Source organism: Dermacoccus sp. BD5 (genome assembly GCF_044878485.1).
GTDB lineage: Bacteria > Actinomycetota > Actinomycetes > Actinomycetales > Dermatophilaceae > Dermacoccus > Dermacoccus nishinomiyaensis.
The window spans coordinates 42,599-67,367 of record NZ_JANJER010000009.1 but is presented as its reverse complement, the minus strand read 5'-3'; the positions used below and the strand labels follow the sequence as shown (position 1 = coordinate 67,367).

General features: G+C 69.5%; 27 protein-coding genes. 13 read left to right on the top strand and 14 right to left on the bottom strand.

What is annotated here, in order from left to right; all coding sequences use genetic code 11:
• The first annotated feature begins 114 nt into the window (after positions 1–114).
• The 4 genes from NQ706_RS08505 to NQ706_RS08490 all read left to right on the top strand — a co-directional run bounded on the left by NQ706_RS08505 (position 115) and on the right by NQ706_RS08490 (position 3,984).
• Complete coding sequence (locus NQ706_RS08505) at positions 115–1,374, top strand: glycosyltransferase 87 family protein (RefSeq protein ID WP_051805715.1); 1,260 nt, start codon at positions 115–117, stop codon at positions 1,372–1,374.
• A gap of 171 nt (positions 1,375–1,545) precedes the next feature.
• Entirely contained in the window at positions 1,546–2,181 is a 636-nt protein-coding gene (locus NQ706_RS08500) for a hypothetical protein (RefSeq protein WP_150112728.1), read from the top strand.
• Positions 2,182–2,434: 253 nt separating this feature from the next.
• A complete protein-coding gene (locus NQ706_RS08495; RefSeq protein WP_131940690.1) occupies positions 2,435–2,824 on the top strand; it encodes an RNA-binding S4 domain-containing protein in 390 nt (129 codons plus the stop codon).
• 179 nt (positions 2,825–3,003) lie between these two features.
• Complete coding sequence (locus NQ706_RS08490) at positions 3,004–3,984, top strand: endonuclease/exonuclease/phosphatase family protein (protein ID WP_144693398.1); 981 nt, start codon at positions 3,004–3,006, stop codon at positions 3,982–3,984.
• An 87-nt stretch (positions 3,985–4,071) separates the two neighbouring features.
• On the opposite strand, the gene NQ706_RS08485 is transcribed toward NQ706_RS08490, so the two are convergent.
• Together NQ706_RS08485 and NQ706_RS08480 are read right to left on the bottom strand one after the other, a co-directional pair.
• Entirely contained in the window at positions 4,072–6,651 is a 2,580-nt protein-coding gene (locus tag NQ706_RS08485; RefSeq protein WP_038567311.1) for an FHA domain-containing protein, read from the bottom strand.
• A 95-nt stretch (positions 6,652–6,746) separates the two neighbouring features.
• Positions 6,747–7,670 carry an FHA domain-containing protein gene (locus NQ706_RS08480; protein ID WP_038567314.1) on the bottom strand — a complete coding sequence of 308 codons (924 nt, stop codon included), beginning with the start codon at positions 7,668–7,670 and terminating at the stop codon, positions 6,747–6,749.
• A gap of 224 nt (positions 7,671–7,894) precedes the next feature.
• On the opposite strand from NQ706_RS08480, the gene NQ706_RS08475 reads away from it, so the two are divergent.
• A complete protein-coding gene (locus NQ706_RS08475) occupies positions 7,895–9,352 on the top strand; it encodes an NAD(P)/FAD-dependent oxidoreductase (RefSeq protein ID WP_051805717.1) in 1,458 nt (485 codons plus the stop codon).
• Between the two features lie 67 nt (positions 9,353–9,419).
• Here NQ706_RS08475 and hisN read toward each other — a convergent pair whose 3' ends face one another.
• The 4 genes from hisN to NQ706_RS08455 form a co-directional block, all read right to left on the bottom strand.
• Positions 9,420–10,256 (bottom strand): histidinol-phosphatase, encoded by an 837-nt coding sequence (hisN, locus tag NQ706_RS08470; RefSeq protein WP_038567316.1) that lies wholly within the window; start codon positions 10,254–10,256, stop codon positions 9,420–9,422.
• Positions 10,257–10,345: 89 nt separating this feature from the next.
• Positions 10,346–11,425, bottom strand: coding sequence for a ribosome small subunit-dependent GTPase A (gene rsgA / locus NQ706_RS08465; RefSeq protein WP_404360744.1), 1,080 nt, complete (start codon positions 11,423–11,425; stop codon positions 10,346–10,348).
• A 1-nt stretch (position 11,426) separates the two neighbouring features.
• Positions 11,427–12,887, bottom strand: a complete 1,461-nt coding sequence (gene aroA, locus NQ706_RS08460) for a 3-phosphoshikimate 1-carboxyvinyltransferase (RefSeq protein ID WP_150112730.1) — start codon at positions 12,885–12,887, stop codon at positions 11,427–11,429.
• The gene (locus NQ706_RS08455; RefSeq protein WP_038567320.1) at positions 12,884–13,408 is read right to left on the bottom strand and encodes a hypothetical protein; all 525 of its coding nucleotides are present in this window, start codon (positions 13,406–13,408) and stop codon (positions 12,884–12,886) included. Before NQ706_RS08455 ends, aroA begins: the two co-directional genes overlap by 4 nt.
• A 170-nt stretch (positions 13,409–13,578) precedes the next feature.
• Between NQ706_RS08455 and NQ706_RS08450 the strand changes: the two genes are divergently transcribed.
• The 5 genes from NQ706_RS08450 (at position 13,579) to rsrA (ending at position 16,769) form a co-directional block, all read left to right on the top strand.
• Entirely contained in the window at positions 13,579–13,824 is a 246-nt protein-coding gene (locus NQ706_RS08450; protein ID WP_038567322.1) for a ribbon-helix-helix domain-containing protein, read from the top strand.
• 152 nt (positions 13,825–13,976) lie between these two features.
• Complete coding sequence (locus NQ706_RS08445; RefSeq protein WP_038567324.1) at positions 13,977–14,822, top strand: SOS response-associated peptidase; 846 nt, start codon at positions 13,977–13,979, stop codon at positions 14,820–14,822.
• Positions 14,819–15,595 carry an alpha/beta family hydrolase gene (locus NQ706_RS08440; RefSeq protein WP_038567325.1) on the top strand — a complete coding sequence of 259 codons (777 nt, stop codon included), beginning with the start codon at positions 14,819–14,821 and terminating at the stop codon, positions 15,593–15,595. The genes NQ706_RS08445 and NQ706_RS08440 overlap by 4 nt, the downstream gene beginning before the upstream one ends.
• Positions 15,596–15,699: 104 nt before the next feature.
• A complete protein-coding gene (locus NQ706_RS08435; RefSeq protein WP_235182011.1) occupies positions 15,700–16,518 on the top strand; it encodes a sigma-70 family RNA polymerase sigma factor in 819 nt (272 codons plus the stop codon).
• Positions 16,515–16,769, top strand: coding sequence for a mycothiol system anti-sigma-R factor (rsrA, locus tag NQ706_RS08430; protein WP_038567329.1), 255 nt, complete (start codon positions 16,515–16,517; stop codon positions 16,767–16,769). The genes NQ706_RS08435 and rsrA overlap by 4 nt, the downstream gene beginning before the upstream one ends.
• A 74-nt stretch (positions 16,770–16,843) precedes the next feature.
• Here rsrA and NQ706_RS08425 read toward each other — a convergent pair whose 3' ends face one another.
• Positions 16,844–16,918: a 50S ribosomal protein bL37 gene (locus NQ706_RS08425; RefSeq protein WP_369798754.1), complete on the bottom strand. Its 75-nt coding sequence runs from the start codon at positions 16,916–16,918 to the stop codon at positions 16,844–16,846.
• Positions 16,919–17,147: 229 nt separating this feature from the next.
• Here NQ706_RS08425 and NQ706_RS08420 point away from each other — a divergent pair, with 229 nt between their 5' ends.
• Together NQ706_RS08420 and NQ706_RS08415 are read left to right on the top strand one after the other, a co-directional pair.
• Entirely contained in the window at positions 17,148–17,819 is a 672-nt protein-coding gene (locus NQ706_RS08420) for a heme oxygenase (biliverdin-producing) (protein WP_051805718.1), read from the top strand.
• A gap of 4 nt (positions 17,820–17,823) precedes the next feature.
• Positions 17,824–18,204 (top strand): DedA family protein, encoded by a 381-nt coding sequence (locus tag NQ706_RS08415; protein ID WP_038567331.1) that lies wholly within the window; start codon positions 17,824–17,826, stop codon positions 18,202–18,204.
• A gap of 160 nt (positions 18,205–18,364) precedes the next feature.
• Here NQ706_RS08415 and sodN read toward each other — a convergent pair whose 3' ends face one another.
• The 7 genes from sodN to rfbA form a co-directional block, all read right to left on the bottom strand.
• Complete coding sequence (sodN, locus tag NQ706_RS08410) at positions 18,365–18,769, bottom strand: superoxide dismutase, Ni (protein WP_006945950.1); 405 nt, start codon at positions 18,767–18,769, stop codon at positions 18,365–18,367.
• A gap of 54 nt (positions 18,770–18,823) precedes the next feature.
• Complete coding sequence (locus NQ706_RS08405) at positions 18,824–19,204, bottom strand: S24/S26 family peptidase (RefSeq protein ID WP_038567333.1); 381 nt, start codon at positions 19,202–19,204, stop codon at positions 18,824–18,826.
• Positions 19,205–19,246: 42 nt separating this feature from the next.
• Positions 19,247–20,023 carry an amino acid ABC transporter ATP-binding protein gene (locus NQ706_RS08400; RefSeq protein WP_150112837.1) on the bottom strand — a complete coding sequence of 259 codons (777 nt, stop codon included), beginning with the start codon at positions 20,021–20,023 and terminating at the stop codon, positions 19,247–19,249.
• A 104-nt stretch (positions 20,024–20,127) separates the two neighbouring features.
• Positions 20,128–21,060 (bottom strand): amino acid ABC transporter permease, encoded by a 933-nt coding sequence (locus NQ706_RS08395; RefSeq protein ID WP_006945891.1) that lies wholly within the window; start codon positions 21,058–21,060, stop codon positions 20,128–20,130.
• A gap of 11 nt (positions 21,061–21,071) precedes the next feature.
• Positions 21,072–21,998 (bottom strand): ABC transporter substrate-binding protein, encoded by a 927-nt coding sequence (locus tag NQ706_RS08390; RefSeq protein ID WP_038567335.1) that lies wholly within the window; start codon positions 21,996–21,998, stop codon positions 21,072–21,074.
• Between the two features lie 217 nt (positions 21,999–22,215).
• Entirely contained in the window at positions 22,216–22,818 is a 603-nt protein-coding gene (locus NQ706_RS08385; RefSeq protein ID WP_081873607.1) for a dTDP-4-dehydrorhamnose 3,5-epimerase family protein, read from the bottom strand.
• Positions 22,818–23,711, bottom strand: a complete 894-nt coding sequence (gene rfbA, locus NQ706_RS08380) for a glucose-1-phosphate thymidylyltransferase RfbA (protein ID WP_038567337.1) — start codon at positions 23,709–23,711, stop codon at positions 22,818–22,820. The genes NQ706_RS08385 and rfbA overlap by 1 nt, the downstream gene beginning before the upstream one ends.
• Positions 23,712–23,733: 22 nt before the next feature.
• Between rfbA and rfbB the strand changes: the two genes are divergently transcribed.
• Positions 23,734–24,768 (top strand): dTDP-glucose 4,6-dehydratase, encoded by a 1,035-nt coding sequence (gene rfbB, locus NQ706_RS08375; protein ID WP_038567339.1) that lies wholly within the window; start codon positions 23,734–23,736, stop codon positions 24,766–24,768.
• Position 24,769 lies beyond the last annotated feature (1 nt).

Here is a 24,769-nt window from a genome sequence, read left to right as displayed (position 1 = left end):
GGCGGGCTTTTTTGTCGTGAGATCGTCGTGGTGATGACATCGAGTTCAGTGCTCCGACGGTGGCTCACTGTCGAGTAGGCCGGCCGCCCGAGGTGGCCGTATGAGGGAGAGTTCATGGGGCGCCGTTCGTTTCGTTGCGAGGCGTGGCTCGTGTACCTGCTCGCCTGCGCGTTCGTGACCGTCAGCGCCATCCTGCAGCTGCGCTCCTGGAACTGGACGCTGTTCGACACCCGCATCTACCTCGACGCGACGACGAAGACGCTGAACGGCACAGCCGATCTGTACGAGGGCCGGTTCGGTGACGGCTGGCCGTTCACCTATCCGCCGTTCGCCGTCCTGGCCTTCGCGCCGCTTGCCGCATTGGCGCGGTCTGTCGCGACGGCGCTGCTGACGCTCGGCAGCCTCGTCGCACTGTTCCGCATCTGCTGGTTGCTCGCGGATCGCTCGATCGCGCAGTGGAGGCTGGGGGAGCGAGCCCCGGCCCCCGGCTTGGCGACGGGAGCCCTCACGCCCCTCGCCGCCGCGGGTGGGGTGCTGCTCGCCGCGCGCTCGGACGCCGTCGGCGGCACGCTCGCCTTCGGCCAGATCAACCTCGTCATGGCCTGGTTCGTCGTCGAGGACTACCTCGGTCTCGGCCGCCGGCGCCTCGCGGGGGCTCGGCTGTCAGGCGTGCTCACCGGCCTGGCTGCGGGCGTCAAGGTGACGCCGGCGCTCGCCGCCGTCCCGCGCCTGTTCACCCGCGACCACGCGAGCGCCCTGCGTGCGCTGGGGGCGGGCGTCGTCACCGTTGGCGTCTCGGCGATCGTGCTGCCGCACGAGGTCGTCACGTACTTCACGTCGGCGTTGTGGGACACGAGCCGGCCCGGCGCGCCGGAGAGTGAATGGAACCAGTCGCTGTCGGGCCTCGTCGCGCGCGTCATGCACGACGTGCCGGGCGCCGGCCTCGTCCGCCTGCTCGTCATCGCGGCGGCGCTCGTCGCGGGGGTGTTCGTCACGGCCGCGCTGCTGCGTCGTGACGACGACGTGGGCGCGGTCCTCGTCATCTTCGTCACGACGGGCGCGGTCAGCCCGATCACCTGGTACCACCACCTCGTCCTCGTTCCGCTGTTCGCCGTGTGGGCGATCCTCGCGACGCGCGGTTGGGCCAAGGGGCTGTACCCGGCGATCGCGGCGCAGGCTTTCCTGCTCGGGCTCTGGGTGCTCACCGGGATGTACCAGAGCGTGCCGCGCGACAACGGAGCCGAACTGCACCACGACGCGCTCGAGAAGGTCATCAGCGAGGCCGTCCCGGTGCTCAGCCTGACGATCCTCCTGACGCTCGCCGCCGCGATCGCGCGCAGCGGACGGGCAACAGAGCCGCATCCGACGCGCTGACGTCGTCCGGTCGCCGGCCGATTCACCGTCATGCCACCTGCTCGCGGCTCGAACCTGAGCCATCGTGTGAGCTCCCGTCGCGTCGTAGGGCACCTACTTCGTCTCGGTTGGGGGCTGGTGGGCCGTCTGCGCAACGGGTCGGTCACGGAATGCCGCGCGAGCCGTTCGGCCATGCCAGTGCCCGCGAGCGCGGCCGGGGCGACCTCCGACGACGCGATGCTCGCCTGGGCCATCAAGCACGGGACGGCGGCGGAACGACGCGACATCGCCGGGAGCACCGGTGTCACCTACCCGACGGCCGCCGCGTTCCTCGGCACGATGTATGACAGGGGCCACGGCTATGCCGGGGTGTGGTTCGTCAACTTCGCAAACACGCCGGCGCGGTGGAACGTCACCCTCGACGGGGTCGGCTACGCGGGCGCTCAGGTTCGGCCCGCGAGCCATGACCACGGCGCACTCGGGGTGCCGGACGGGCGCCACACACTCGCGTTCGTCGACCCCCGCACCGGCGCGGTCGCTGCGAAGATCGCGACGGACCTGCATTGCGGTACTCCGGCCGGCGGTACACCCACGTCCGGATGGTCACCGACCGGGCCGGTCGAGGGCGGTTCGATTCCGGCGACCCACCCGAGCTCGACGCCGCCGCCACCTGCGAGGCGCCCCAGCTCGACGCCTCCGGGCGTCGGCCCGGTCGTCGAGACCGACCACGTATCGAGCGATCGCGACCCGGGCGTGCTGGTCGTGTCGTTCCTCGGTGCAGCGGGTGCACTGCTGAGCGCGACGCGCCGCCTGCGCCGCGCCCGATGAGCGGCGAGCGCGATCAGCGACGAGCACGAATCGCGCGCCTGAGCACGGGGGCAGGTGCTCAGGGTCGAGACGCCACGATGCGCGCGCGGTCGTAGGACGATGCCGCGGGCGAGCCCGACGCAGGATGGCGACGAACTCACAGGGAAGCAGCGTATGACGCGCCTCCCTGTGAGTCAGTCGCCATCCGGCTGGGCGCCGCGAGATCTGCGAGCCGCCCAGCGCCGGTGCAGGCAGGTGGCTTACCCTGGCGCCCATGAGCATGACGTCGGGGGTGGAGGGCAGCGTCCGCATCGATGCCTGGTTGTGGGCTGTCCGGTTGTACAAGACCCGCTCGGCGGCGACGACCGCCTGCCGCGCCGGGCACGTCCGCATGAACGGTGCGACCGTCAAGCCGTCGACGAGCGTGACGGTGGGCGCCGATCTGCGCGTGCGGCAGCAGGGCTTCGACCGCATCGTGCATGTCACGGGCCTGGTCAAGAAGCGCGTCGGGGCGCCCGTCGCGGCGCAGTGCTACGTCGAGTCGACGCCGCCGCGCCAGCGCGAGACCATCCCGCAGATCCCGGTGCGTGACCGCGGCGCTGGGCGTCCGACGAAGAAAGACCGCCGCGAGATGGAGCGCCTGCGTCACGGGGGAGCGCGGTGAGCGATCAGGGTGCGCAGGCCGACGGTGATCAGTGCGCCGGAGAGCATGCCGGCAGCTCACCTGCGTCGACCACGGTGAACGCGGTCGATGATCGAGAGAAGGGCGGCTCGAGCGGGCCAAGGGCACGATTCGGGCGAAGCGCCGTCGAGGATCGGTCGGGAAGCAAGTCGAAACGCTGGGTGACGAGGCCCGCAGGCCGCGTTCGTCGCGTGCTCGGTGTCGTCATCGCGCTCGCGTGCCTGCTCACTGCCGCGCTGTGCGCTCTCATGTGGTGCGACGTGCTCATCGGCAACGTCGTGCCCGTTCTGCAGGCGCTCACGCCGGTCTGGGTGTTGACCGCCGCGGCGATGCTCGTCGCGGCGGTGCTCGTACGCCGGCGCGCGGCGCTCCTCTCGGCGCTTCCCATGCTCGTCGCCGCAACGGCGGCAGGCGTGGCACTCGCGCAGCATCCCAGCCCGCCGTCGTCGGTGCAGCATGCTGCCGGCCAGCGGCACCTGCGTGTCCTCGCTCTCAACCTCGAGTTCGGAGGCGCTGACGCAGGCGCCGTCGCCGCTGAGGTCGCCCGGGTGCGCCCGGACGTCGTCGTCATGCCCGAGACAACGGCCGTGAAGCTGCGCCTGCTCGACGCCGCGGGTCTGGGTGGGCGGTTGCCGTACCGCGCCTCCGGGCTCGTCGATGACGGCTCACGAGGCACGGCCGTCCTGTCGCGCTACCCGCTGCACACGCTTGACGACGGCCGCCACCTCGGCCCCTACGACCTGCAGATGCCGATCGTGACGGTCGCAGCACCCGGCGCCGATGTCACCGTGCACGGCGTGCACACCTACCCGCCGCTGCAGGACGGCGCGAACCAGTGGCGCCCGCAGCTCGAGACGCTGGGACGCTGGCAGCGCGGCGAGAACGCGCCGCACCTCGTCATGGCGGGCGATTTCAACGCCTCGGCGGCTCACCCGGCGTTCCGGCATCTCGCGGATGGACTCATCGACGCCTTTCCCGCCCGGCATGGCAACTGGCCGCCGACGTGGCCGCAGGACGCCGTCGTGCCGCCGTTCGCCCAGATCGACCACATCCTCACGCGGGGTTTCGTGCCCGTCGACGCCGGCACCTTCACCGCCCCCGGCACCGATCACGCCGGCGTGTGGAGTGACCTGCGCTACTGACGGAACCCCTGACGAACGTCGCCCGGAAACGCGTCGGGGCTGACGCGTTTCCGGGCGATGTTCGAGGACTCGTGAGCCCGGCGGGCCTCACATGCTCTTGCGGCGGCGCGAGCTCCACCAGGCGATGGTCGTGCCGACCACGAAGATGGCGATCAGCGCAGCCGCGGCGATGAGCCAGTGGTCGGTGTCCCGCACCCAGAACGGATCCCACGAGCGGGAACGGCCGGGGATCGTCATGCTCGTCTTGACATCGGCGGTCTGGGCACCCATGGCCAGGCCCCAACGGCTCGGGAAGATGCTGCCGAGGCCGCGCATGAGCTGGCTGTCGAGATCGAACAGTCCACCCGAGAAGACGAACGCGCCCATGATGACGATGACGAGCATCGGCATGACCTGCTCGTTCGTCTTCGCGAAGCTCGACAACGCGAGGCCGATCGCGACAGCCGCGAGCCCCGTCAGGAAGGCGAGGACGAAGGTCTCGAGCGTCGTGTTGGCGAGCGCGACGGGGGCGGTCGGCGCGCCCTTGCCCGCGATGACGAGCAGGACGAGGATGGCGCACTGCACCGCGAGGAGCAGCCCGTACGTGACGACCTTGCTGCCGATGTAGGCGAAGGGTGACAGTCCGACGGCCTTCTCCCGCAAGAAGATCGGGCGCTCGGCGACGAGTTCGCGGATGGTGGCGGCCAACCCCATGAAGACCGATCCCATGACGATGAGCGTCATGATCTGGGTTCCTTCAGCCCGCAGCGTCACCTTGCCAGGGTCGCCCCCGTTGGCGATGAGTTCCTGCTCGAAGAAGACCGTCTTCAGCCCGTGCGTGCCCGGTACGAGCATCGCCAGGCCCGCTAGGGCGATGGGGAGCAGCAGCATGAAGGCGACGAAGCCGCGGTCGGCCGCGATGACCCTGAACTGGCGTCGGATGAGCGTCGACAGCTGACGAAAGATCGACTGCTGACGCGGTGGCACGTCCCGCTGCGACGACGCGGACGGGCGCGGCGCGCTCAGGGGAGCGGACACCTGGCTGTCCATCATCGCCGAGGAGCGGAACACGTCCTGCGAGCGCTGCGGGTCGTCGGTGACGGTGTTGAACACATCGGCGTGATCGCTCGCCGAGAAGTAGGGCAGCATCTCGTCGGGCGGGCCGAAGTAGGCGACACGTCCACCCGGTGCGAGCATGAGCACCCGGTCGCAGACGCTGAGGCTCGCGACGTTGTGCGTGATGACGACGACGGTGCGGCCGCCGTCGGCGAGGCCGCGCAGCGTCAGCATGACGCGCTTGTCGAGGCCCGGGTCGAGGCCGGAGGTCGGTTCGTCGAGGAAGAGCAGCGACGGGCGCGTCAGCAACTCGAGGGCGACGGACGTGCGTTTGCGTTGACCACCGGACAGGCGTGAGACCTGGGTGGTGGCGTGCTCCGTCAGCCCCAGTTCGTCGATGACCTCCTCGACGCGGGCCTCGCGCGACTCACGATCGAGGTCGGCGGGGAAGCGCAGCTCGGCCGCGTACCGCAGGGCCTGACGGACCGTCAGCTCGGGGTGGACGACGTCGTCCTGCGGGACGACGCCGATACGGTGACGCAGATCCTCGTAGTTGTCGTAGAGGTCTCGTCCGTCGTAGTAGACCTCGCCCTCGGTAGCCTTCTGGGCACCGATGAGGGCCTTGAGCAGCGTCGACTTGCCCGCACCCGAGGGGCCGATGACGGCGACGAGACTCGATCCTTCGAGGCCGAAACTGACGTCGTCGAGCAGCTTCTTACCGTCGGGCAGCGAGAACGACAGGTGGTTGGCGACGAAGGTGACGTCACCTTCGTCCTCGCTCGCGACGAGACGTCCGTTCTTCAGCGTGAATCGGGTGTGGCCGACGGCGAGCAGGTCGTCCTCACGCAAGGTGCCGCGGGTGATGCGCGCACCGTTGATGTAGGTGCCGTTGCTGCTGCCGAGATCCTCGACGGCGAAGCTGCCGCCCTGCGGCACGAGGCGGGCGTGACGCCGGCTCGCGAGCAGGTCGCGCACGACGATCTCGTTCTCGGTGCCGCGACCGATGGTGATGGTGCCCGACGGCAGGGCCATGGCTTGTGGGACGGCGCCCCGGACGGTCATGCGGCCGGTGGGTTCGGGCTCGAGCTGCCCGGTCCAGCCCTGGAACACGTCGCCGCTCGCACGTCGCTCGGCGGGGGCCTGCGGCGGGCGGGGCAGCCGGATCGGGCCGGTCTTCAGGCTCGAACCGGTCGTGGCGTCGGGCGTGGGCGCAGCGCTCGACGCGCCGCTGCTGCGACGCGGCATCGGCACGGAGATCAACGTCGCCTCGGACGGGGCCTGTGACGGGCGAGCGCCGTTCGGGTCGACACTGCGCGCGACCGTCTCACCTGCTGGGGTGGAACTTCGCGAGAACTCGACTCGCGTCCCACGGGGCCCGCCGAGGCGGACGTCCTCACCACCGCGCAGATCGCGGTAACCGCGCACGCGCTGGCCGTCGACCCAGGTGCCGTTCGAGCTGTCGAGGTCACGCACCTGCCACCACTCGCCCTGCGCGCTCACCTGAGCGTGGCGTCGCGAGACGTCGACGTCGACGATCGTGATGTCGCAGTCGCGGCCGCGGCCGATCGTCGCGCTCTCACCTGGTTGCAACCGCACGACGTGTCCGTCGACCTGCACCGTCAGTTCTTGCATCCCACGCTTCCTCCCGGAGCGTTCCAGCGCCCACGGGCGCTGCTGTGGTCGATGTCCAGGTTGGATCGCGGCCGGCCCGGACGGGTGTTCGCGGCTCAGACCGAGACGAGCCAGCCGTCGCGCACTTCGAAGGTGGACGCGCCGATGCCGATGCGGTCGCCTTCGTGCAGCAATGTCTGCTCGACGCGGCGCCCGTTGACGAACGTGCCGTTTCGCGACCCGAGATCGCGCAGCAGCAGACCCTCGTCGTCCGCAGTGATGACGACGTGCCGGCGCGAGACGAGCATGTCGTCGAGCACGATGCTGTTGCTGCGGCTGCGCCCGATCGTCAGCGAGTCCTCCGGCAGATCGTCGTTCTGGCCGACCACCTGCGGCGGCGCCGACTCGTACCCGCTCGAGGAGTACCCGTTCGACGGGGGAGCCGACGCATAGCCGCCAGACGGAGGTGCGGACGGGTAACCACCCGACGGAGGTGCCGACGGGTAGCCGTTCGACGGGCTCGCCGCCTGCGCGTCGGCTACCGGCGCGGGCACGGCTCCGACAGGTGAGGCGCCACCGCGGGGTGCAGGGTCGGCGTCGCCGCCGGCCTGGTCGTGGCGCGGCGACTCGGATGCGCCGCCGTCAGCGGGGTCGGAGCCCATCGCGTGAGGCGCCGACGGCGCCGCGTGCTGACCTGCATCGCCGGGCGCAGGCCGCCCGGCGGGCTGCTGTTCGCCTGCCCACCCCACGGGCGTGGCGGCGGGCTGGGCATCGTTCCACGGGTTGCCGAGCTGCCCGGGAGCGGCCGGGCCGGCGCCCCGCTCGTCGGCCGAGCTCGCGTCCATCTGTCGCGCATCCCTCTGCTGCGGCGCGGCCGGGGCATCGCCCGACGAACGGCCACCGGCAGCCGTAGCGTCAGCCTGCGCGGCGGGCGCGTCGAGCTGGGCATCCGGTCGCGGCCCGGCCCACGCCGGCTGCGCGGTGCCCGTGGCGGGCGCGTTCCACTGGATGGGGTACGGCTCGCGGCCTCGTTCGCTCATCGTCCACTCCGTTCGCGGCGCGGGGCGCCGTCCCGTCCTACGTCGATCCGTCGTTGTCATCCGGGTGTCGGCCCGCCGATGTCGGTGGTCGGGCGCGCCCGTGTCATGGGGCAGCCTACCGGCCGCGACACACCCATGGGTGGGCGTCGGGAATGAGTAAGCTGGGGGCAGCGTCCAAGCGTGATCGGGCCAGGCGACACGCACGCGAGATCTGCGAGGAATCCATGGGTATTGCACACAAGAGCGCCACGCGCCACCGCGTCGTCATCATCGGCTCCGGCTTCGGCGGTCTTTTCGCCGCGACCCAGTTCAAGGACGAGGACGTCGACGTCGTCCTCATCTCCTCGACGACGCATCACCTGTTCCAGCCGCTGCTGTACCAGGTTGCGACCGGCATCCTCAGCGAGGGCGTCATCGCCCCGAGCACGCGCGAGGTGCTCAAGAAGGTCAAGAACGTCGAGGTCTTCCTGGGCACGGTCAGCGACATCGACGTCGAGAACAAGCGCGTCTTCGCGCAACTGCTCGACTCGACCCAGACGTACGACTACGACTCGCTCATCGTCGCGGCCGGCGCGGGGCAGTCGTACTTCGGCAACGACCACTTCGCCGAGTTCGCGCCCGGCATGAAGAGCATCGACGACGCGCTCGAGCTGCGAGGTCGCATCTTCGGTGCCTTCGAGACAGCGGAACTGGCCGCGGCCGCCGGCGAGTGGGACGACGTGCGCACGCTGTTGACGTTCGTGGTCGTCGGGGCCGGCCCGACGGGCGTCGAGATGGCCGGGCAGATCAGCGAACTCGCCAACCGCACCCTCGCCGAGGACTTCCGCCACATCAACCCCAAGGACGCGCGCATCGTCCTCGTCGATGCGGCGCCGCAGGTGCTGCCGCCGTTCGGCAAGAACCTCGGCGAGAAGGCGAAGAAGCAGCTCGAGAGCATGGGGGTCGAGGTGCTGCTCGGGCAGATGGTGACGAATGTCGACGCCACGGGCATCGAGATGAAGACGCAGGACGGCACCGTCACCCGCATCGACTCCGCGTGCAAGGTGTGGGCCGCAGGCGTCGCCGCGAGCCCGCTCGGCAAGCTGCTCGGTGACAAGACGGGCGCCGAGGTCGACCGCGCCGGGCGCGTCGCCGTGCAGCCCGACCTGACGCTGCCCGGCCACCCGGAGATCTATGTCGTCGGCGACATGATGAGCCTCGACAAGCTGCCCGGCGTCGCGCAGGTGGCGATCCAGGGCGGCAGGTTCGCGGCCAAGTCGATCCTCGCTCGCGTCAAGGGTGAGCCGGCCCCGGCGAAGTTCAAGTACTTCGACAAGGGTTCGATGGCGACGATCTCCCGTTTTTCGGCCGTGACGAAGGTGGGCCGCCTCGAGACGGAGGGGTTCATCGCGTGGCTCATGTGGCTCGGCGTGCACCTCGTCTACATCATCGGCTTCAAGTCGCGCCTGTCGACGATGCTGAGCTGGGCCGTTGCGTTCGCGAGCGACAGCCGCGACGAGCGCACCGCCACGGAGCAGCAGGTCCACGCGCGTCTCGCGATCGCCGAACTCGGGGAGAAGTACCGCCCGAGCGTCGAGGTGCCTGGCCTGCTCGAGCTGTCGAAGGGCAGCGCGCAGCTCGCAGCCGCTGACGGTGCGGACGCGCCGGCGCTCGAGAAGCAGTCTGAGACGCCGAAGGCCTGATTCCGGTCGCACGAATCCGTGCGATGCGCGACGGCGCCCCGCTCACGCGAGCGGGGCGCCGTCGTCGTCAGTCGCCCGGGATGAGGGACGGCGCGGGGGAGTCGTCGCCGACACGAGCGAGCACCTCGTCGTGGAGCAAGCCGTTCGTCGAGACGCCGTTGCCGCTCCAGCAGCCGGGGCGTCCGTCGAGGCCGGTGAAGCGGCCGCCTGCCTCGGTGACGATGGGCACGAGCGCCGCCATGTCGTAGTCCTCGAGCTCCGGTTCGGGCGCGATGTCGACGCTTCCCTGCGCGACGAGCATGTGCGAGAAGAAGTCGCCGTAGGCGCGTGAACGCCAGCATTCCTTCGACAGGCGGAACAGGTCCATGTCCTTGCCACGTTCGGCCCAGCCGTTGAACGAGGAATAGCTGAGAGAGGCGTCCGCCAGCGTGTCGACCTTCGAGACGCTGATCGACGTCGCGCTCGTGAGGCTGCGTCCGGTCCACGCGCCGGTGCCCTGCGCGGCCCACCAGCGGCGGTGCAGTGCGGGTGCGGCGACGAGACCGACGACGGGCGTGCCCGCGTCGACGAGGGCGATGAGGGTCGCCCAGACGGGCACACCGCGCACGTAGTTCTTCGTCCCGTCGATGGGGTCGATGATCCACAGCCGATCGGCGTCGCCGCTCGTGCCGAATTCCTCACCCTTGATGGCGTCGCGCGGGCGCGCGCGCTTGAGGTTCTCGCGGATGACGCGTTCGGCCTCGCGGTCGGCCTCCGTCACGGGGGTGAGGTCGGGTTTTGACTCGACCTGCAGGTCGGCGGCGCCGAAGCGCGACATCGTGATCTCCTCGACCGAGTCGGCGAGGACGTGGGCCAGGCGCAGGTCGTCGTGGTACGGGCTGGGGTCGCGCAGGGTGTCGCTCATTGCGCCCACCCTACCGGCTCGCCGGCACCGCGAGCACGCGGTGGCGGGGTAGGCGAGTGAGTGCTCACTCGCCTGCAGCGCGGTCGGGTTCAGCGTCGCTCGAGGTGCTCGTCCTTGTCGGGCACGTGGCGCGAGCGCAGCAGACGACGCAACGACGCCAGGCGTGCCGGGCCCGTCGTGCCGGCGTGACCCGCGGCGACGTAGGCGTCGAGCGCGCAGTCGGCCTCGTCGTGCGAGCAGCCGCGTGGGCATTCGGCAGTGCCGGGGGCGAGCTCGGGGAAGTGGTCGACGATCGTCGTCGGGTCGATGTGTGCGAGGCCGAACGAACGAATGCCGGGGGTGTCGATGATCCAGCCGCCCTCCGGCCCGGGAAGTTCGAGGGCGATCGCCGACGTCGAGGTGTGGCGCCCGCGTCCCGTCACATCGTTGACGTGGCCGGTCGTGCGCGCGGCATCCGGAACGAGGGCGTTGACGAGTGTCGACTTGCCGACGCCGGAGTGCCCGACGAGGACGCTGACGCGCCCGGCGAGGCGGGCGCGCAGGTCGTCGAGACCGTCGAGGTCACGGGCGACACGACCACCGGACGCGATCAGCTCGTCCCGTTGGGCGTCGCTCAGCTCGTGCGCCGACGTGACGCTGTGCGGCACGTCGAGGTCGGCGTAGTTCGCGAGGAACGGCGCCGGGTCGTCGAGGTCGGCCTTCGTCAGCGCGAGCAGCGGGTCGAGCCCCGCGTCGTAGGCGGCGACGAGGCAGCGGTCGATGAGGCCGGTCCGCGGCTCGGGGTTCGCGACCGCCGTCACCATGACGAGCTGGTCGGCGTTCGCGACGATGACGCGCTCGTACGGGTCGGTGTCGTCGGCGGTGCGGCGCAGCACGCTCGAGCGTTCCTCGACGCGCACGATGCGCGCGAGCGAGCCCTCGTGACCGCTCGTGTCGCCGACGAGCGCAACACGGTCACCGACGACGATGGGCGTGCGCGTCAGCTCGCGGGCGCGCATCGCCGTGACCTGCCGTCCGTCGAGCAGGACCGACCAGCGGCCGCGGTCGACACCCGTCACCATGCCGATGACGGCGTCGGCGTGCTTGGGGCGATCCTTCGTGCGAGGCCGAGATCCCTTGCGGTTGGGGCGCACGCGCACGTCGGACTCACTCCAGTTGCGACTCGCCATCTCAGACCGTCCGCTGCAGCGCCGGCTCGTGCGCCGCACTCGTGCCGTCGAGCAGCGCCTCCCACCGCCGGTCGAAGTGCGGCAGCGTCTTGGCGGTCGTGCCGACGTTCTCGACGACGATGCCGTCGACGACGAGCCCGACGACCGCAGCCGCCATCGCCATGCGGTGATCGTCGTACGTGTGGAACAGCCCGCCGTGCAGCACTTCTCGCGCCACCGGGGTGATGACGAGACCGTCCTCGGTCTCGTGCACCTGCGCCCCGATCGCCGTGAACTCGCGCGAGAGGGCCGCGAGTCGATCGGTCTCGTGGCCGCGGATGTGGGCGACGCCGCGGATGCGGCTGCCACCGTCGGCGAGTGCGCACAGGGCGACGACGACGGGCGTCAGCTCGGACGCTTCGGTGAGGTCGACGTCGATGCCCCGCAGACGACCGCTTTCGGGGCCGCGCACACGCAGACCGTCACGATCGAGCGTCACCTCGCAGCCCATGCGCTCGAGAACGCCACGGATGTGATCGCCCGGCTGCGTCGTGAACGTCGGCCAGTCGGCCATGAACACCTCGCCACCCGTGACGGCGGCCGCCGCGAGGAAGGGGGCAGCGTTCGACAGGTCGGGCTCGACCATGACGTCGAGCGCGCGGATGTCGCTGGGTTCGACGCTCCACGCGTAGCTGCCGCGCCCGTCGGCGTCGACGTCGTCACCGACCTCGATGACGACGCCCGCGTCACGCAGCACTTCGACCGTCATGTCGATGTGGGGGATGCTCGGCAGCGTTGCGCCGGTGTGGACGATCGTCACGCCCTCGTCGAAGCGCGCGCCGGAGAGCAGTAGTGCGGAGACGAACTGCGAACTCGTCGAGGCGTCGACCTCGACGCGCCCGCCCTTGACGGCTCCGGTGCCGTGGACGGTGAACGGCAGTGCGCGGCGGCCGTCGTCGTCGATGCGGACGCCGAGGTCGGCGAGGGCCTGCAGGACAGGACCCATGGGGCGATTGCGGGCGTGCTCGTCGCCGTCGAAGGCGATCGGCCCGTCCGCGAGGGCGGCGACCGGCGGGAGGAAGCGCATGACGGTGCCGGCGAGGCCGCAGTCGACCTGCGCGGGGCCCCGAAAGGGTGCAGGAGTGACGTGCCAGTCGTCGCCCTCGGGGGAGTCTCCGGGCACGTCCTCGACCTGGACGCCCACCGAGCGCAGTGCTTGCGCCATGAGGAGGGTGTCGCGCGAGCGCAACGGCGCCCGCAGGAGAGAGTCGTCGTCGGCGAGGGCGGAGAGGACCAGGTAGCGGTTCGTCAGGGACTTCGAGCCGGGGACGCTGAACGCGCCGACGACCGGCCGATCGGCGCGAGGTGCGGGCCAGTCGGTCGTCGGGCTCGCGGAAGCGGCGCTCGTCGCGGCGGGGGTCGTCATGTCGGAGTTCTTCATGTCGAGGCCCGCTGCGCGAGCGCTCGTACTGCCGGAGGTCATGAGGGCAGCTTGCTCCCGGCGACGGCGGCCATGAGCTTGGCCTCGCGACGAGCCGTCTTCGCGGCGCGCTTGGCCTCACGGCGCGTGACGTCGACGCCGTGCGAGGTACGCCAGGCGAGGCCCGGCTTGCCCGCGGTGTCGGCGGCGGCGAGCAGCACGCCACCGACGATGGCAGCAGTGCGGAAGAAGTTGGACTGCTTGCGTGCCTTCACCTCCGGGTCCTTCTCGGCCCAGAACGCCTCGTGCATGTAGGCGTTCGCGCCGACCGTCGGGGCGAGCAGAGCCGCGGACAGGCGCGGGAACTTGCCGAGCGCGAGGGCGGTGCCGGCGGCACCCATGAGCGCGCCCTGGCCCTTGACGATCATCTCGGGGTCGTTCGGCACCTTGCTGCCGCTCTCGCGGCTGACGAACTCGACGAACGGCGCGGCCTCGGCGGCCTGCGACTTCGTGTTGGTGAACGCCTTGGCCGCCTCGCTGAGGAAGTAGCTGGCGAGCGCGGTACGCGCGATGCGACGGATCATGGTTCCTCCTCCTGTGAAGGTCGGCGTCGATCGTCGACGCCTTGGCCTCCCACGTTAGTCGGCGCCACCGACAACATGCGAGCACCGAGGGCAACAGACCGCGCGATCCTGGCCAGCGGCCGGTCCCTCCACCCTGCAGGCGAACCGAAGATCTCGTTTACGAGAAACGCATGCATGAGGATCAGGTCACCGATGCGATGATCGAGTCATGGGTTGTCGAGGCTGAAGCCGGCTACGCCGTCGAGCCGTTGAAGCGTCGAGGACGCGGTCGGCCCGGACGGGGAGCCGAGCCGATGCAGGTCGTCGCGGTCAGGCTGACGTCCGACGAGCTCGCTGCGCTCTATCGTGTCGTCGAACGCGAGCACCTCTCCCGTTCAGAGGCGATTCGCCGGGCGCTGAATAACTACGCCGCGTGAAGCTGCACCCCAGCGCGTTCAAGCACGGGCTCGGTGAGGACGACATCGCGCAGGCCGCGTCATGGCCCCAGGGGAGTACCCGCGCCGCCGCCGCGGATCGCCGACGACGCTGACGAGACGGGGGCACGCCCCAGCGGCCTAGGCTTTCTCGTATGTGCGGCAGATACGCAGCCAGTGCGAGCACGGGTGAGCTGGTCGAGGAGTTCGAGGTCGACGTCGACGCGACGGGCGAGCAGACGCGCTCGCTGCTCGCGGCGCCGCAGGACCCGCCCGTCGGTGAGCCCGACTACAACATGGCGCCGACGAAGCAGGCGCCCGTCGTCCTGACCCGTCCCGAGCGGCTCGACGACGGCTCGCGCGGCGAGGCGAAGCGTCAGCTGCGTCACCTCACGTGGGGGCTCGTGCCGTCGTGGTCGAAGGACACCAAGGGTGGCGTGCGCATGATCAACGCGCGCGCTGAGACGTTGCTCGAGAAACCGTCGTTCGCGAAGGCCGCCCGCGCCCGTCGCTGCCTCGTGCCCGCGTCGGGTTGGTACGAGTGGCAGCAGTCACCGACGGCGCTCGACGCCAAGGGCAAACCGCGCAAGCAGCCGTTCTACATGCGCCGCGTCGACGGCACGGACGTCGCATTCGCGGGCCTCTACGAGTTCTGGCGCGACCGTTCGCTGCCCGACGGCGACCCGGCCGCGTGGCTGACGACGTTCGCCATCATCACGACGAGCGCGGGAGAGGGCCTCGACCGCATCCACGATCGCCAGCCCCTCGCGCTCGAACGCGAGCAATGGGCCGACTGGCTCGACCCGACGCTGACCGACGACGCCGACGTCGCGACGTTCCTCACGCCCGGCGACTCGAGCCCCTTCGAGGCCTACCCCGTCTCGCGCGCGGTGAGTTCGAACCGGACGAACGGCCTCGGCCTCGTCGAGCCCGCGCCCGAATCCGACCTCGTGGGCGTCGTCGACCCCGCGACCGGCGCGATCATCGGGGCCGAGAAGTGACCGCCGAACATCGTCCCTCCCGGTCTGTCGCGCCGCAACGAGCGCACCGCGTCCTTGACATCGAGACGGACGCCGGGCCGGCGCGTGCCTATGTCATCGATCCGGCTGACCCCGTCGACGCCCATGCAGCCGCCGAATCGGCGGACGTCGAGCCGCCGCGCCGCGAGACGACGAGCGTTGCGCCGGCGATCGCCGAACCAGGAGCCACCGAAGCGATCGGAACACTCGTCCTCGGACACGGCGCCGGCAAGGGCACGAACACGCCCGACCTGTGGGGCTTGCTCGACCTCGCCGATGACGGGTGGCGTGTCGTCCTCGTCGACCAGCCCTGGGTGCTCGCCGGCCGCAAGATCGCCACGCCCCCGAAGACCCTCGACGAGGGTTGGCGCGCCGTCGTGAGTCACTTGCGCGAGGCGGGCGAGATCACGGGCCGCTTCGTGCAGGGTGGTCGCTCCGCCGGTGCCCGCGTCGCGTGCCGCACCGCCGTCGAGACGGGCGCTGACGCCGTCGTCGCGCTGGCTTTTCCGCTCACGCCGCCGGGCAAGGCGGACGACCCGTCGAAATGGCGCACGGACGAGGCGCAAGCCGTGCTCGATGCGGTCGTTCGCCTGCTCGTCGTGCAAGGCGCCACGGACACCTTCGGCGGCCCCGACGCGATCCGCGCCGCGCTGCCCGGCGCCGACGTCGCCGCCGTCGCGGGCCCGCACGGATTCAGCAAGCAGCCGCAGGACGTCGTCGACGCCGTGCGCCGGTGGCTGGCCGCCGCGTCCTGACTCCCATCGAGAGCGGGGCAGGGAATAGCGCAGCCCACTCATCGTGTTGACGACGGCGAAACAGAAAGCCTGCGAGAGCCATTCGAACGTCGAAAGTGAGCACGATGCTGGTAGCACCCGTGGTTCCGGTCGAACCGTCCGCGCTGAGCCTCACCACCGGTTTCGGTGGCGCGGGCACGCGCGCGTCTCGTGTCGCGCCGCACCCCGCGCTAGGGTTGAGCGCGATGACAGACAACACGACGGTCGACGCCCTCGGCGCGCCGCAGCCAGACGGCGGCGCGGCGCCACGCAGCGTCACCGATTCCAAGGATTTCGACCCGAGCACCGAGACCCCGGCCGAGCGGGCCGCGCGCTTCGAGCGTGACGCGATGCCGTACCTCGATCAGCTCTACAGCGCCGCCCTGCGCACGACGCGCAACCCGAGCGACGCCGAGGATCTTGTGCAGGAAACGTTCGCGAAGGCGTTCGCCGCCTTCCATCAGTACAAGCCGGGCACGAACCTCAAGGCGTGGCTGTACCGCATCCAGACGAACACGTACATCAACTCTTACCGCAAGAAGCAGCGTCAGCCGCTCGAGTCCGACGCCGCCGAGGTGGAGGACTACCAGCTCGCGCGGGCCGAGGCGCACTCGTCGACGGGGTTGAAGTCGGCCGAGAACGAAGCGCTCGATCACCTGCCCGACAGCGACATCAAGAGGGCGCTGCAGGCCTTGCCGGAGGACTTCCGTCTCGCGGTGTACTACGCCGATGTCGAGGGTTTCCCCTACAAGGAGATCGCCAAGATCATGGACACGCCGATCGGCACCGTGATGTCGCGCCTGCACCGCGGACGCAAGCTGCTGCGTGAACAACTCGAGGACTACGCGCGTGAGCGCGGCTTCCTCAAGGGTGAGGCGGACACCGCGAAGGGGGCGAAGAAATGAGCGACAAGTGCCCCGAGTACGTCGAGCGTCTCTACGCCTACATCGACGGTGAGCTGACGGCTGAGCAGTACGAGGAGATCAAGGCTCACCTGCTCGACTGCCCCCCGTGTTTGACGGAGTACGAGCGCGACATGTTGCTCAAGAAGCTCATCAAGCGCGCGTGCGCCTGTGAGCAGGCGCCGGAGCAACTGCGCTCCTCGATCCTCACGCGCATCACCTACGAGCGCACCGAGGTGCGCTACGAGGCCTGACGCCGAACCGAGCATGACGAAGGCCGACCATCCCGTGAGGGTGGTCGGCCTCCGTTCGCGTCTGCGGCAGATGCTCAGGCGTTGGGCTTCTTGCCGTGGTTCGCGCCCTTGCCCTTGCGGCTGCGACGCTTGCGTGCGCGCTTGCTCATGGTCTTGCTCCCTGGTTCGGGGTCTTCCCCCCGGTACGTCGGGGGCCAACCTCCTCATTCTGTCACATCGCGCTCGTGCCCCCTGCGCGCATCCGCGCAGCGAGAGGCGGCTCGCCCTCGTCGGCCTGGGGTGGTGGGGAGGTGGAGTCTCGGATCAACCGTTCGACTGATCCGAGGTGGGTTAAGGCTTATTAAGGTGAGCCTTACCTCATCAGAAAGGCTCGGATCCATGACGACGACCCTCACCCCGCCCCTGTCGGCCGCGCTGCGCGACCACACCCGTGCCGCGCACGAGCACGCCGAGAACCGCGGCTTCATGACCCGCCTCATGGGCGGCGAGAGCAGCGTCGGCGCGCACCAGGGGCTGCAGCGTCAGCTGCTGCCGGTGTACGAGCACCTCGAGTCGGCGTGCGCGACGCACCGCGACGACCCGCGCCTCGCGCCGCTGCTGGACCCGGCACTCGAGCGCGCCGCATCGCTGCGTCACGACCTCGCCGCGCTGGAACGCCTCGGCTATGCGGACGCCACGCCGATCCTGCCCGCCACGCAGCGCTACGTCGACGACCTCGTCGCCTGCGCCGACTCGCCGGCCACGCTCATCGGCCACCACTACACGCGCTACCTCGGGGATCTGTCCGGCGGGCAGATCATCGCGACGCTCATGCGCCGCCACTACGACGCGCCGGACGACGTCCTCACCTTCTACCGCTTCGACATCGCCAAGCCGAAGACGTACAAGGACGCCTACCGCGCCCGCCTCGACGAGTTGGCCCTCACTCCGCAGGAGCAGGACAAGGCCCTCGACGCCGCCGGTCGCGCCTTCGCGCTCAACGCCGCCGTCTTCGACGCGCTGAACGCCTGCTACCCCGCGGGTGCGAACGCTCGGACCGAGGCCGTCTGAACGCATGGAATCGATCCGTGAGATGCCCGTGGCGCTCGCGTTCGGCACCCTGTTCTGCATCGTCATGGCGCGAGCCAACGCGACATACTGGATCGGCCGCGGCGCGATCGGCGGCTGGCGTCGGCATCCGAAATACGCCCACCACCTCGACGCGCGCTCCGTCAAGCGCGCCGAGGGCATGGTGCACCGCTTCGGCCTGCTCGCCGTCCCGCTGTCGTTCCTGACGGTCGGCGTGCAGACGGCCGTCAACCTCATGGCCGGGGCCGGCCGGATGCCGCTCGTGCGCTACCTGCCCGCCGTCGCCGTCGGCAGCCTCATCTGGGCCGGCGTGTACACCGTCAACGGGGTGGCGTTGCTCGACGTCATCCTCCGCCTCGTGCACTGACGCACCTGACGTCATGAAGGTGGACGAGAATCGCCGATGTGGACGGAAATCGCAGGAGGGGACGGGATTCGCGAAGGTGAACGAGAATCGCAGGTGAGGCAGCGAGAACGGCCCGGCATCCAAGGGGGATGCCGGGCCGTTCTCGCTGCGGGAGGGAGGCTCAGGCCTGCTTCGTCTCCGCGAAGATACGAGCGATCTCGTCGATCTTGCCGAGCAACTCGTCAGCCTTGGCGATGTCCCACTCGCCCTTGGTGCCGCTGGCACCGGCGAGCTTCGTCGCCTCGTTGACGAGGGTGTGAAGCTGCGGGTACTTCTCGAAGTGCGGGGGCTTGAAGTAGTCCGTCCACAGCACCCACAGGTGCTCCTTGACGAGCTGGCTGCGCTGCTCCTTGATGATCGTGGCGCGCATCTTGAAGTCTTCGTCGCCGGGCTTGTCGGCGACCTTGGCGATGATGGCCTTGACCGACTCGGCCTCGATGCGGGCCTGGGCAGGGTCGTAGACGCCGCAGGGCAGGTCGCAGTGAGCCGAGACCTCGACGGTGGGGGTGAAGAAACGCTTCAGCATGAGGGACTCCTTGCTGCTCGTGATCAGCTGCCGAACGGCAGCACTGCTCTCAACCTATCGCGCGAAACGGCCCCGGCGAAAGGTGCTGACGCAGGTGCGACAATGTCGCAGAATCTGCATCATCACTGGGGAGTTGGGGCTGACGACCCGCCCCCGCATCGCCTCGTCCCCCAGGGCCCCGACGAGCCATGAGTCGACCCCCTCACGGGGGTTGTCACGCTCCACCCACCAGCCCGACGCGCCGCCGGCGAGGCGTTCGCGCCTCGTCACCCGTTTGATCGCGAGCGGGCGGGGGCCGTCGTCGCCGTCAGGGAGGCGGACGACGTGGCAGCGCCCGACCCGGGGCGACGCACCCCAGGCGACGAGGACGACGTCACCGTCGACGTAGGTCGGTTCCATCGACCGACCCCTGACGACGACGAAGCCCAGCTGCATCCCACCAGGGTAGTGGGGTGCAGCTGGGCGAGCGTCAGAGCGTCAGAGCAGTTCGTCGTCAACGAGGGCGGCGATCGCCTCGTGCTCGCTGCGAATGCGCGACAGGAAGCTCCTGGTGCGCTCGTGCTGCGGGTTGTTGATGACGTCGCGCGGCGCGCCGGTCTCGACGACGACGCCGGCGTCCATGAACACGACACGGTCCGCGACGTCCCGCGCGAAACTCATCTCGTGCGTGACGACGACCATCGTCATCCCGTCCTTGGCCAGTTCCTTCATGACGGCGAGCACCTCGCCGACCAGTTCGGGGTCGAGGGCGGACGTCGGCTCGTCGAACAGCATGAGCTTCGGCTGCATCGCGAGGGCGCGGGCGATGGCGACGCGCTGCTGCTGGCCGCCCGAGAGCTGGCTGGGGTAGTGCTTCGTCTTGTCGCCGAGCCCAACCCGTTCGAGCAGCCGCTCGGCTTCCGCCTTCGCCTCGGCCTTGCCCACGCCCTTGACCTGGACGGGCGCCTCCATGACGTTCTCGAGGGCCGTCATGTGTGGGAAGAGGTTGAAGCGCTGGAAGACCATGCCGATCTCACGGCGCTGCGCGGCGATCTTCCTGTCCGTGAGGCGGTGCAGCTGCCCGCCCTTGTCGGCGTAACCCATGAGGTCGCCGTCGACCCAGATGCGCCCGCCGTCGATCGTCTCGAGCTGGTTGATGCAGCGCAGGAACGTCGTCTTGCCCGAGCCCGACGGGCCGAGCAGCACGACGACCTCGCCGGGGTGGACGTCGAGGTCGATGCCCTTGAGCACCTCGTGCTTGCCGAACGACTTCATGACGTTGACGGCGCGCACGAGTGGCTCATCGGAGCGTGCGGCCACGGGGGCCGTGGCGGACGGTCGCGGCTGGGCGTCGTTCGCCCCGTCGGCGGCGGTGCTCATCAGTGGTCACTTCCGATCGAGGACAGACGTGAGCGGAACCCGCCGGTCGTGGTGCCCTGCGCCCCGAAGCCGCGCGCGAAGCGTCGCTCCAGCCAGCTCTGCAGCAGCATGAGCAGCGTGCAGAGGATGAGGTACCACATGAGGGCGCCGACGTAGCTCGGCATCACCTTGTACGTGTTGTTGGCGACGTTCTGCGCCTGGTTGAACAGTTCGGCGGTGACGGGCACGGCCGTCAGCAGCGACGTGTCCTTGACCATCGAGATGGCCTCGTTGCCGGTCGGCGGCACGATGACGCGCATCGCCTGCGGCAGGATGATGCGGCGCATGGCCTTGCCGTTGCTCATGCCGAGGGCCTGAGCGGCCTCACGCTGACCGTTGTCGACGGACAGGATGCCGGCGCGCGCGATCTCCGCCATGTAGGCGGCTTCGGACAGTCCGAGGCCGATGATGCCGACGGTGATGCCGGAGCTGATCGTCTTGACGTCGAGGGTGTAGAACGTCAGCCCGAGGTCCTTGCCGAACGGCACGCCCAGATCGAGGGTCGGGTAGAGGGTCAGGACGCCGAGACCGAGGATCGTCATGAGGACGTAGCGCGGCACGGCCCGGAAGAACCAGATGTAGACGAACGCCACGCCGCGCAGCACGGGGTTGTCCGACAGGCGCATGATCGCGAGGATGACGCCGAGCACGACGCCCAGGATCATCGACACGATCGTCACGATGATCGTGCCCTTGAGCAGTCCGTCGAGCACGGGCGAGTAGTTCATCACCTTGAGCACGAACGGCCAGTCCCAGGCCTTGTTGGTGACGACGGAGCTGATCATCATCGCGACGAGGACGGCGATGACGGCGAGGGCGACCCATCGGCCGGGATGCCGGACCGGCCGGGCGTCGATGACGCCCGGCCGTTCGGTGGTGGTGGTGTCGGTCATGTCGGTCGCGATCAGGGCTTGGGGTTGACCGGGAACGAGGTGACGGCGCCGTCACCGTTGCTCCAGGCGTCGAGGATCTTCTTGTAGGTGCCGTCCTTGTCGAGGGCCTCAAGGGCCTTCGAGATGGCCTCGGCGAACGCCGTGTTGTCCTTCTTGACGACGATGCCGTACGGGGCCGAGGCGTACTTCGAGCCGACCTTCTCGAGCTTCGCGTCGTTCTTCGCGACGGCCCAGTTGGCGACGGGGGAGTCGGCCGCGAAGCCGTCGACCTTGCCGGCGATGAGGTCGGCGGTCACCTTCGACTGGGCGACCTCGCTGACGATCGTGATCGGCTTCTTGCCCGCGGCGGTGCACTTCTTGTTGCGTTCGGGCAGGTCGTCGGTCTGCTGCACGGTGTCCTTCTGGACGCCGATCGTCAGGCCGCACGCGTTATCGGGGTCGAGCTTCTTCGGGTTGCCCTTGGCGGTGACCCAGGCGGTGCCCGCGCTGTAGTACTGCACCATGTTCGCGGTCTTGAGGCGCTCGGCGTTGATGGTGAACGAGCTGATCGCCGCCGGGTACTTGCCGGCGTTGACGCCGCCGATGAGGGTGCCGAAGTCGCCGTTCTGGAAGGTGATCTTGAGACCGAGCTTCGCGGCGACGGCGTTGAGCAGGTCGATGTCCATGCCCTGGATCGTCTTACCGTCGGCAGCCGTGAACTCGTTCGGGGCGTATGACGCGTCCGAACCGATCGTCAGGGTGCCTTCCTTGGCGATGGCGGCGGGGACGAGCTTGGCGAGCGAGTCGTCCTTCGTCACCTCGGCGGCCTTGCTCGACGCGCCCGCAGCGCCCGAGGAGGCAGAGCTCTTGGAGTCGTCGAGGGAGTCGGAGCCACAACCCGACAGCAACAGGGCGGTGGCACTCAGGCCGGCGAGGGCGGGGGCGGTGGTACGACGCATGGGCGGGCCTTTCGGCATGGGGACGGCGCGAGCCGTCGGAGACGATGGCCACAGCATGCCACCGCGCCTCGCCCCAGGCGAGCGACACAACATAAGTATGCGGGATCGTGACCTACGGCCCGCCTCATGCGCGCGACACCGTGCCCGTGCAGCGACCTTGGAGCGGCCGTGTGAGACGTGCGTCACGCGTGATCATGCAGGACGCGGGCCGCTGCGATCAGGCCGAGCGCAACGAGTCGTAGAAGCGCACGCAGTCGTCGTATCGCGGCAGCAGACCCGACGCCTCGGCCTGCGCCAGCGACGGCGCGGCCTCGTCCTTAGGGGACAGCAACGGTTCGATGTCGTCGGGCAGCGTCAGCCCCACCGTCGTGTCGAGGGGGTTGATGCCGTGCTCGCGCTCGGGGGTGTAGGGCGCGCTGCACAGGTACATCGCCGTCGAATCCTCCTCGAGGGCGCAGAACGCGTGGCCGAGCCCCTCGGCGAGGTAGACCGCCTTGCGTTCGCTCGTGTCGAGCACGACCGATTCCCACTGCCCGAACGTCGGCGACCCGACGCGGATGTCGACGATGAAGTCGATGATCGAGCCCGACAGGACGGTGATGTACTTCGCCTGGCTCGGCGGCACGTCGGCGAAGTGGATGCCGCGTACCGTGCCGCGGCTGCTGACCGAGATGTTCGACTGGACGACGTCCATGCGGTGGCCGAGGTGCTCGGCGAGCTTGTCCCCGCGGAAGCCCTCCATGAACACGCCGCGCCCGTCGGGGAACTGGCGGGGCGTGACGACGTAGGCCCCGTCGATCTTCAGCGGCTGGATGTCCATCACAGGGCCTTTCGGGCGGGGGTGATGCGGCCTTCGGCGAGGACGCGGTGCATGTAGGCGCCGTAACCGGACTTGACGAGGGAGTCGGCGAGGGCGGAGAACTGCGCGTCGTCGATCCAGCCCTGACGCCACGCGATCTCCTCGACGCAGCCGACCTTCAGATCCTGCTGCTCCTCGATGACGTGGACGAACTGCGAGGCGTCCATGAGGCCCTTGAAGGTGCCCGTGTCGAACCACGCGGTGCCGCGCGGCAGCACCGTCACCGTGAGGTTGCCGCGGCGCAGGTACTCGTCGTTGACGCCCGTGATCTCCAGCTCGCCACGCGGGGAGGGCTCGAGGTTCTTCGCGATGTCGACGACGTCGTTGTCGTAGAAGTACAGGCCGGGCACGGCGTAACGCGACTTCGGCTGCTCCGGCTTCTCCTCGATCGAGACGACGTTGCCGTCCGCGTCGAACTCGACGACGCCGTAGGCGCTCGGGTTCGTCACGTGATGAGCGAAGACGTGGCCACCGGTGAGCTCACCGTGGCCCTGCAGCGCCGTCCCCATGCCGGCGCCGTGGAAGATGTTGTCGCCGAGGACGAGGGCGACCGAGTCGTCGCCGATGAACTCCTCGCCGATGATGAACGCCTGCGCGAGGCCGTCGGGCGAGGGCTGCACGGCGTAGCTGATCTCGACACCCCAGTCGGAGCCGTCGCCCAGCAGCCGCTGGAACTGCTCGCTGTCGTGCGGCGTCGTGATGATGAGGATCTCGCGGACTCCGGCCATCATGAGCGTCGAGACCGGGTAGTAGATCATCGGCTTGTCGTACACCGGCATGAGCTGCTTGCTGATGCCCCGTGTGATCGGGTGAAGTCGCGTTCCCGATCCCCCCGCGAGAATGATTCCCTTCATAGGCCTACCTTATGCTGGCAGGGTGCAGATCCTGGTCACCGGCGGAGCCGGCTTCATCGGCGGCAACTTCGTCCACCTGACGGTGAAGGAGCGCCCAGAGGCGCGCATCGTCGTTCTCGACGCCATGACGTATGCCGGCAACGAGAGATCTCTCGACGGGCTGGGGGAGCACGTCGAGCTGGTGCGCGGCGACATCGCCGACGCCGCGCTCGTCGACCGTCTCGTCGCAGCGTCCGACCTCGTCGTCCACTTCGCAGCCGAGTCGCACAACGACAACTCCCTCGCCGAGCCGTGGCCGTTCGTCCAGACCAACATCGTCGGCACCTACACGCTGCTCGAGGCGGCGCGCAAGCACGACGTCCGGTACCACCACATCTCCACCGACGAGGTGTACGGCGACCTCGAGCTCGATGACCCGGAGCGTTTCACCGAGGCGACGGCGTACAACCCGTCGAGCCCGTACAGCTCAACCAAGGCCGGCAGCGACATGCTCGTGCGTGCCTGGGTGCGCAGCTTCGGCGTCAGGGCGACGATCTCGAACTGCTCGAACAACTACGGTCCGCGCCAGCACATCGAGAAGTTCATCCCGCGCCAGATCACGAACCTCATCGACGGCGTGCGCCCCAAGCTCTACGGTGACGGGCTCAACGTGCGCGACTGGATCCACGTCGACGACCACAACTCGGCAGTCTGGGCCATCATCGAGCGCGGTCGCATCGGGGAGACCTACCTCATCGGCGCCGACGGCGAGCTCGACAACAAGACCGTCGTGCAGGCCATCCTCACCGGGATGGGGCGTGACGCCGACGACTTCGACCACGTCACCGATCGGCCCGGCCACGACCGCCGCTACGCGATCGACTCGACGAAGCTGCGCCAGGAACTCGGCTGGAGTCCGCGCTACACCTCCTTCGACGACGGCCTCGCCGCCACGATCGCCTGGTACCGAGAGAACGAGTCGTGGTGGCGTCCGTTCAAGGACGCCACCGAGGCCAAGTACGCAAGCCAGCAGGTCGTCGCGGCGCCTGCTGACACCGCCACCGGTCAAGGGGCATGAC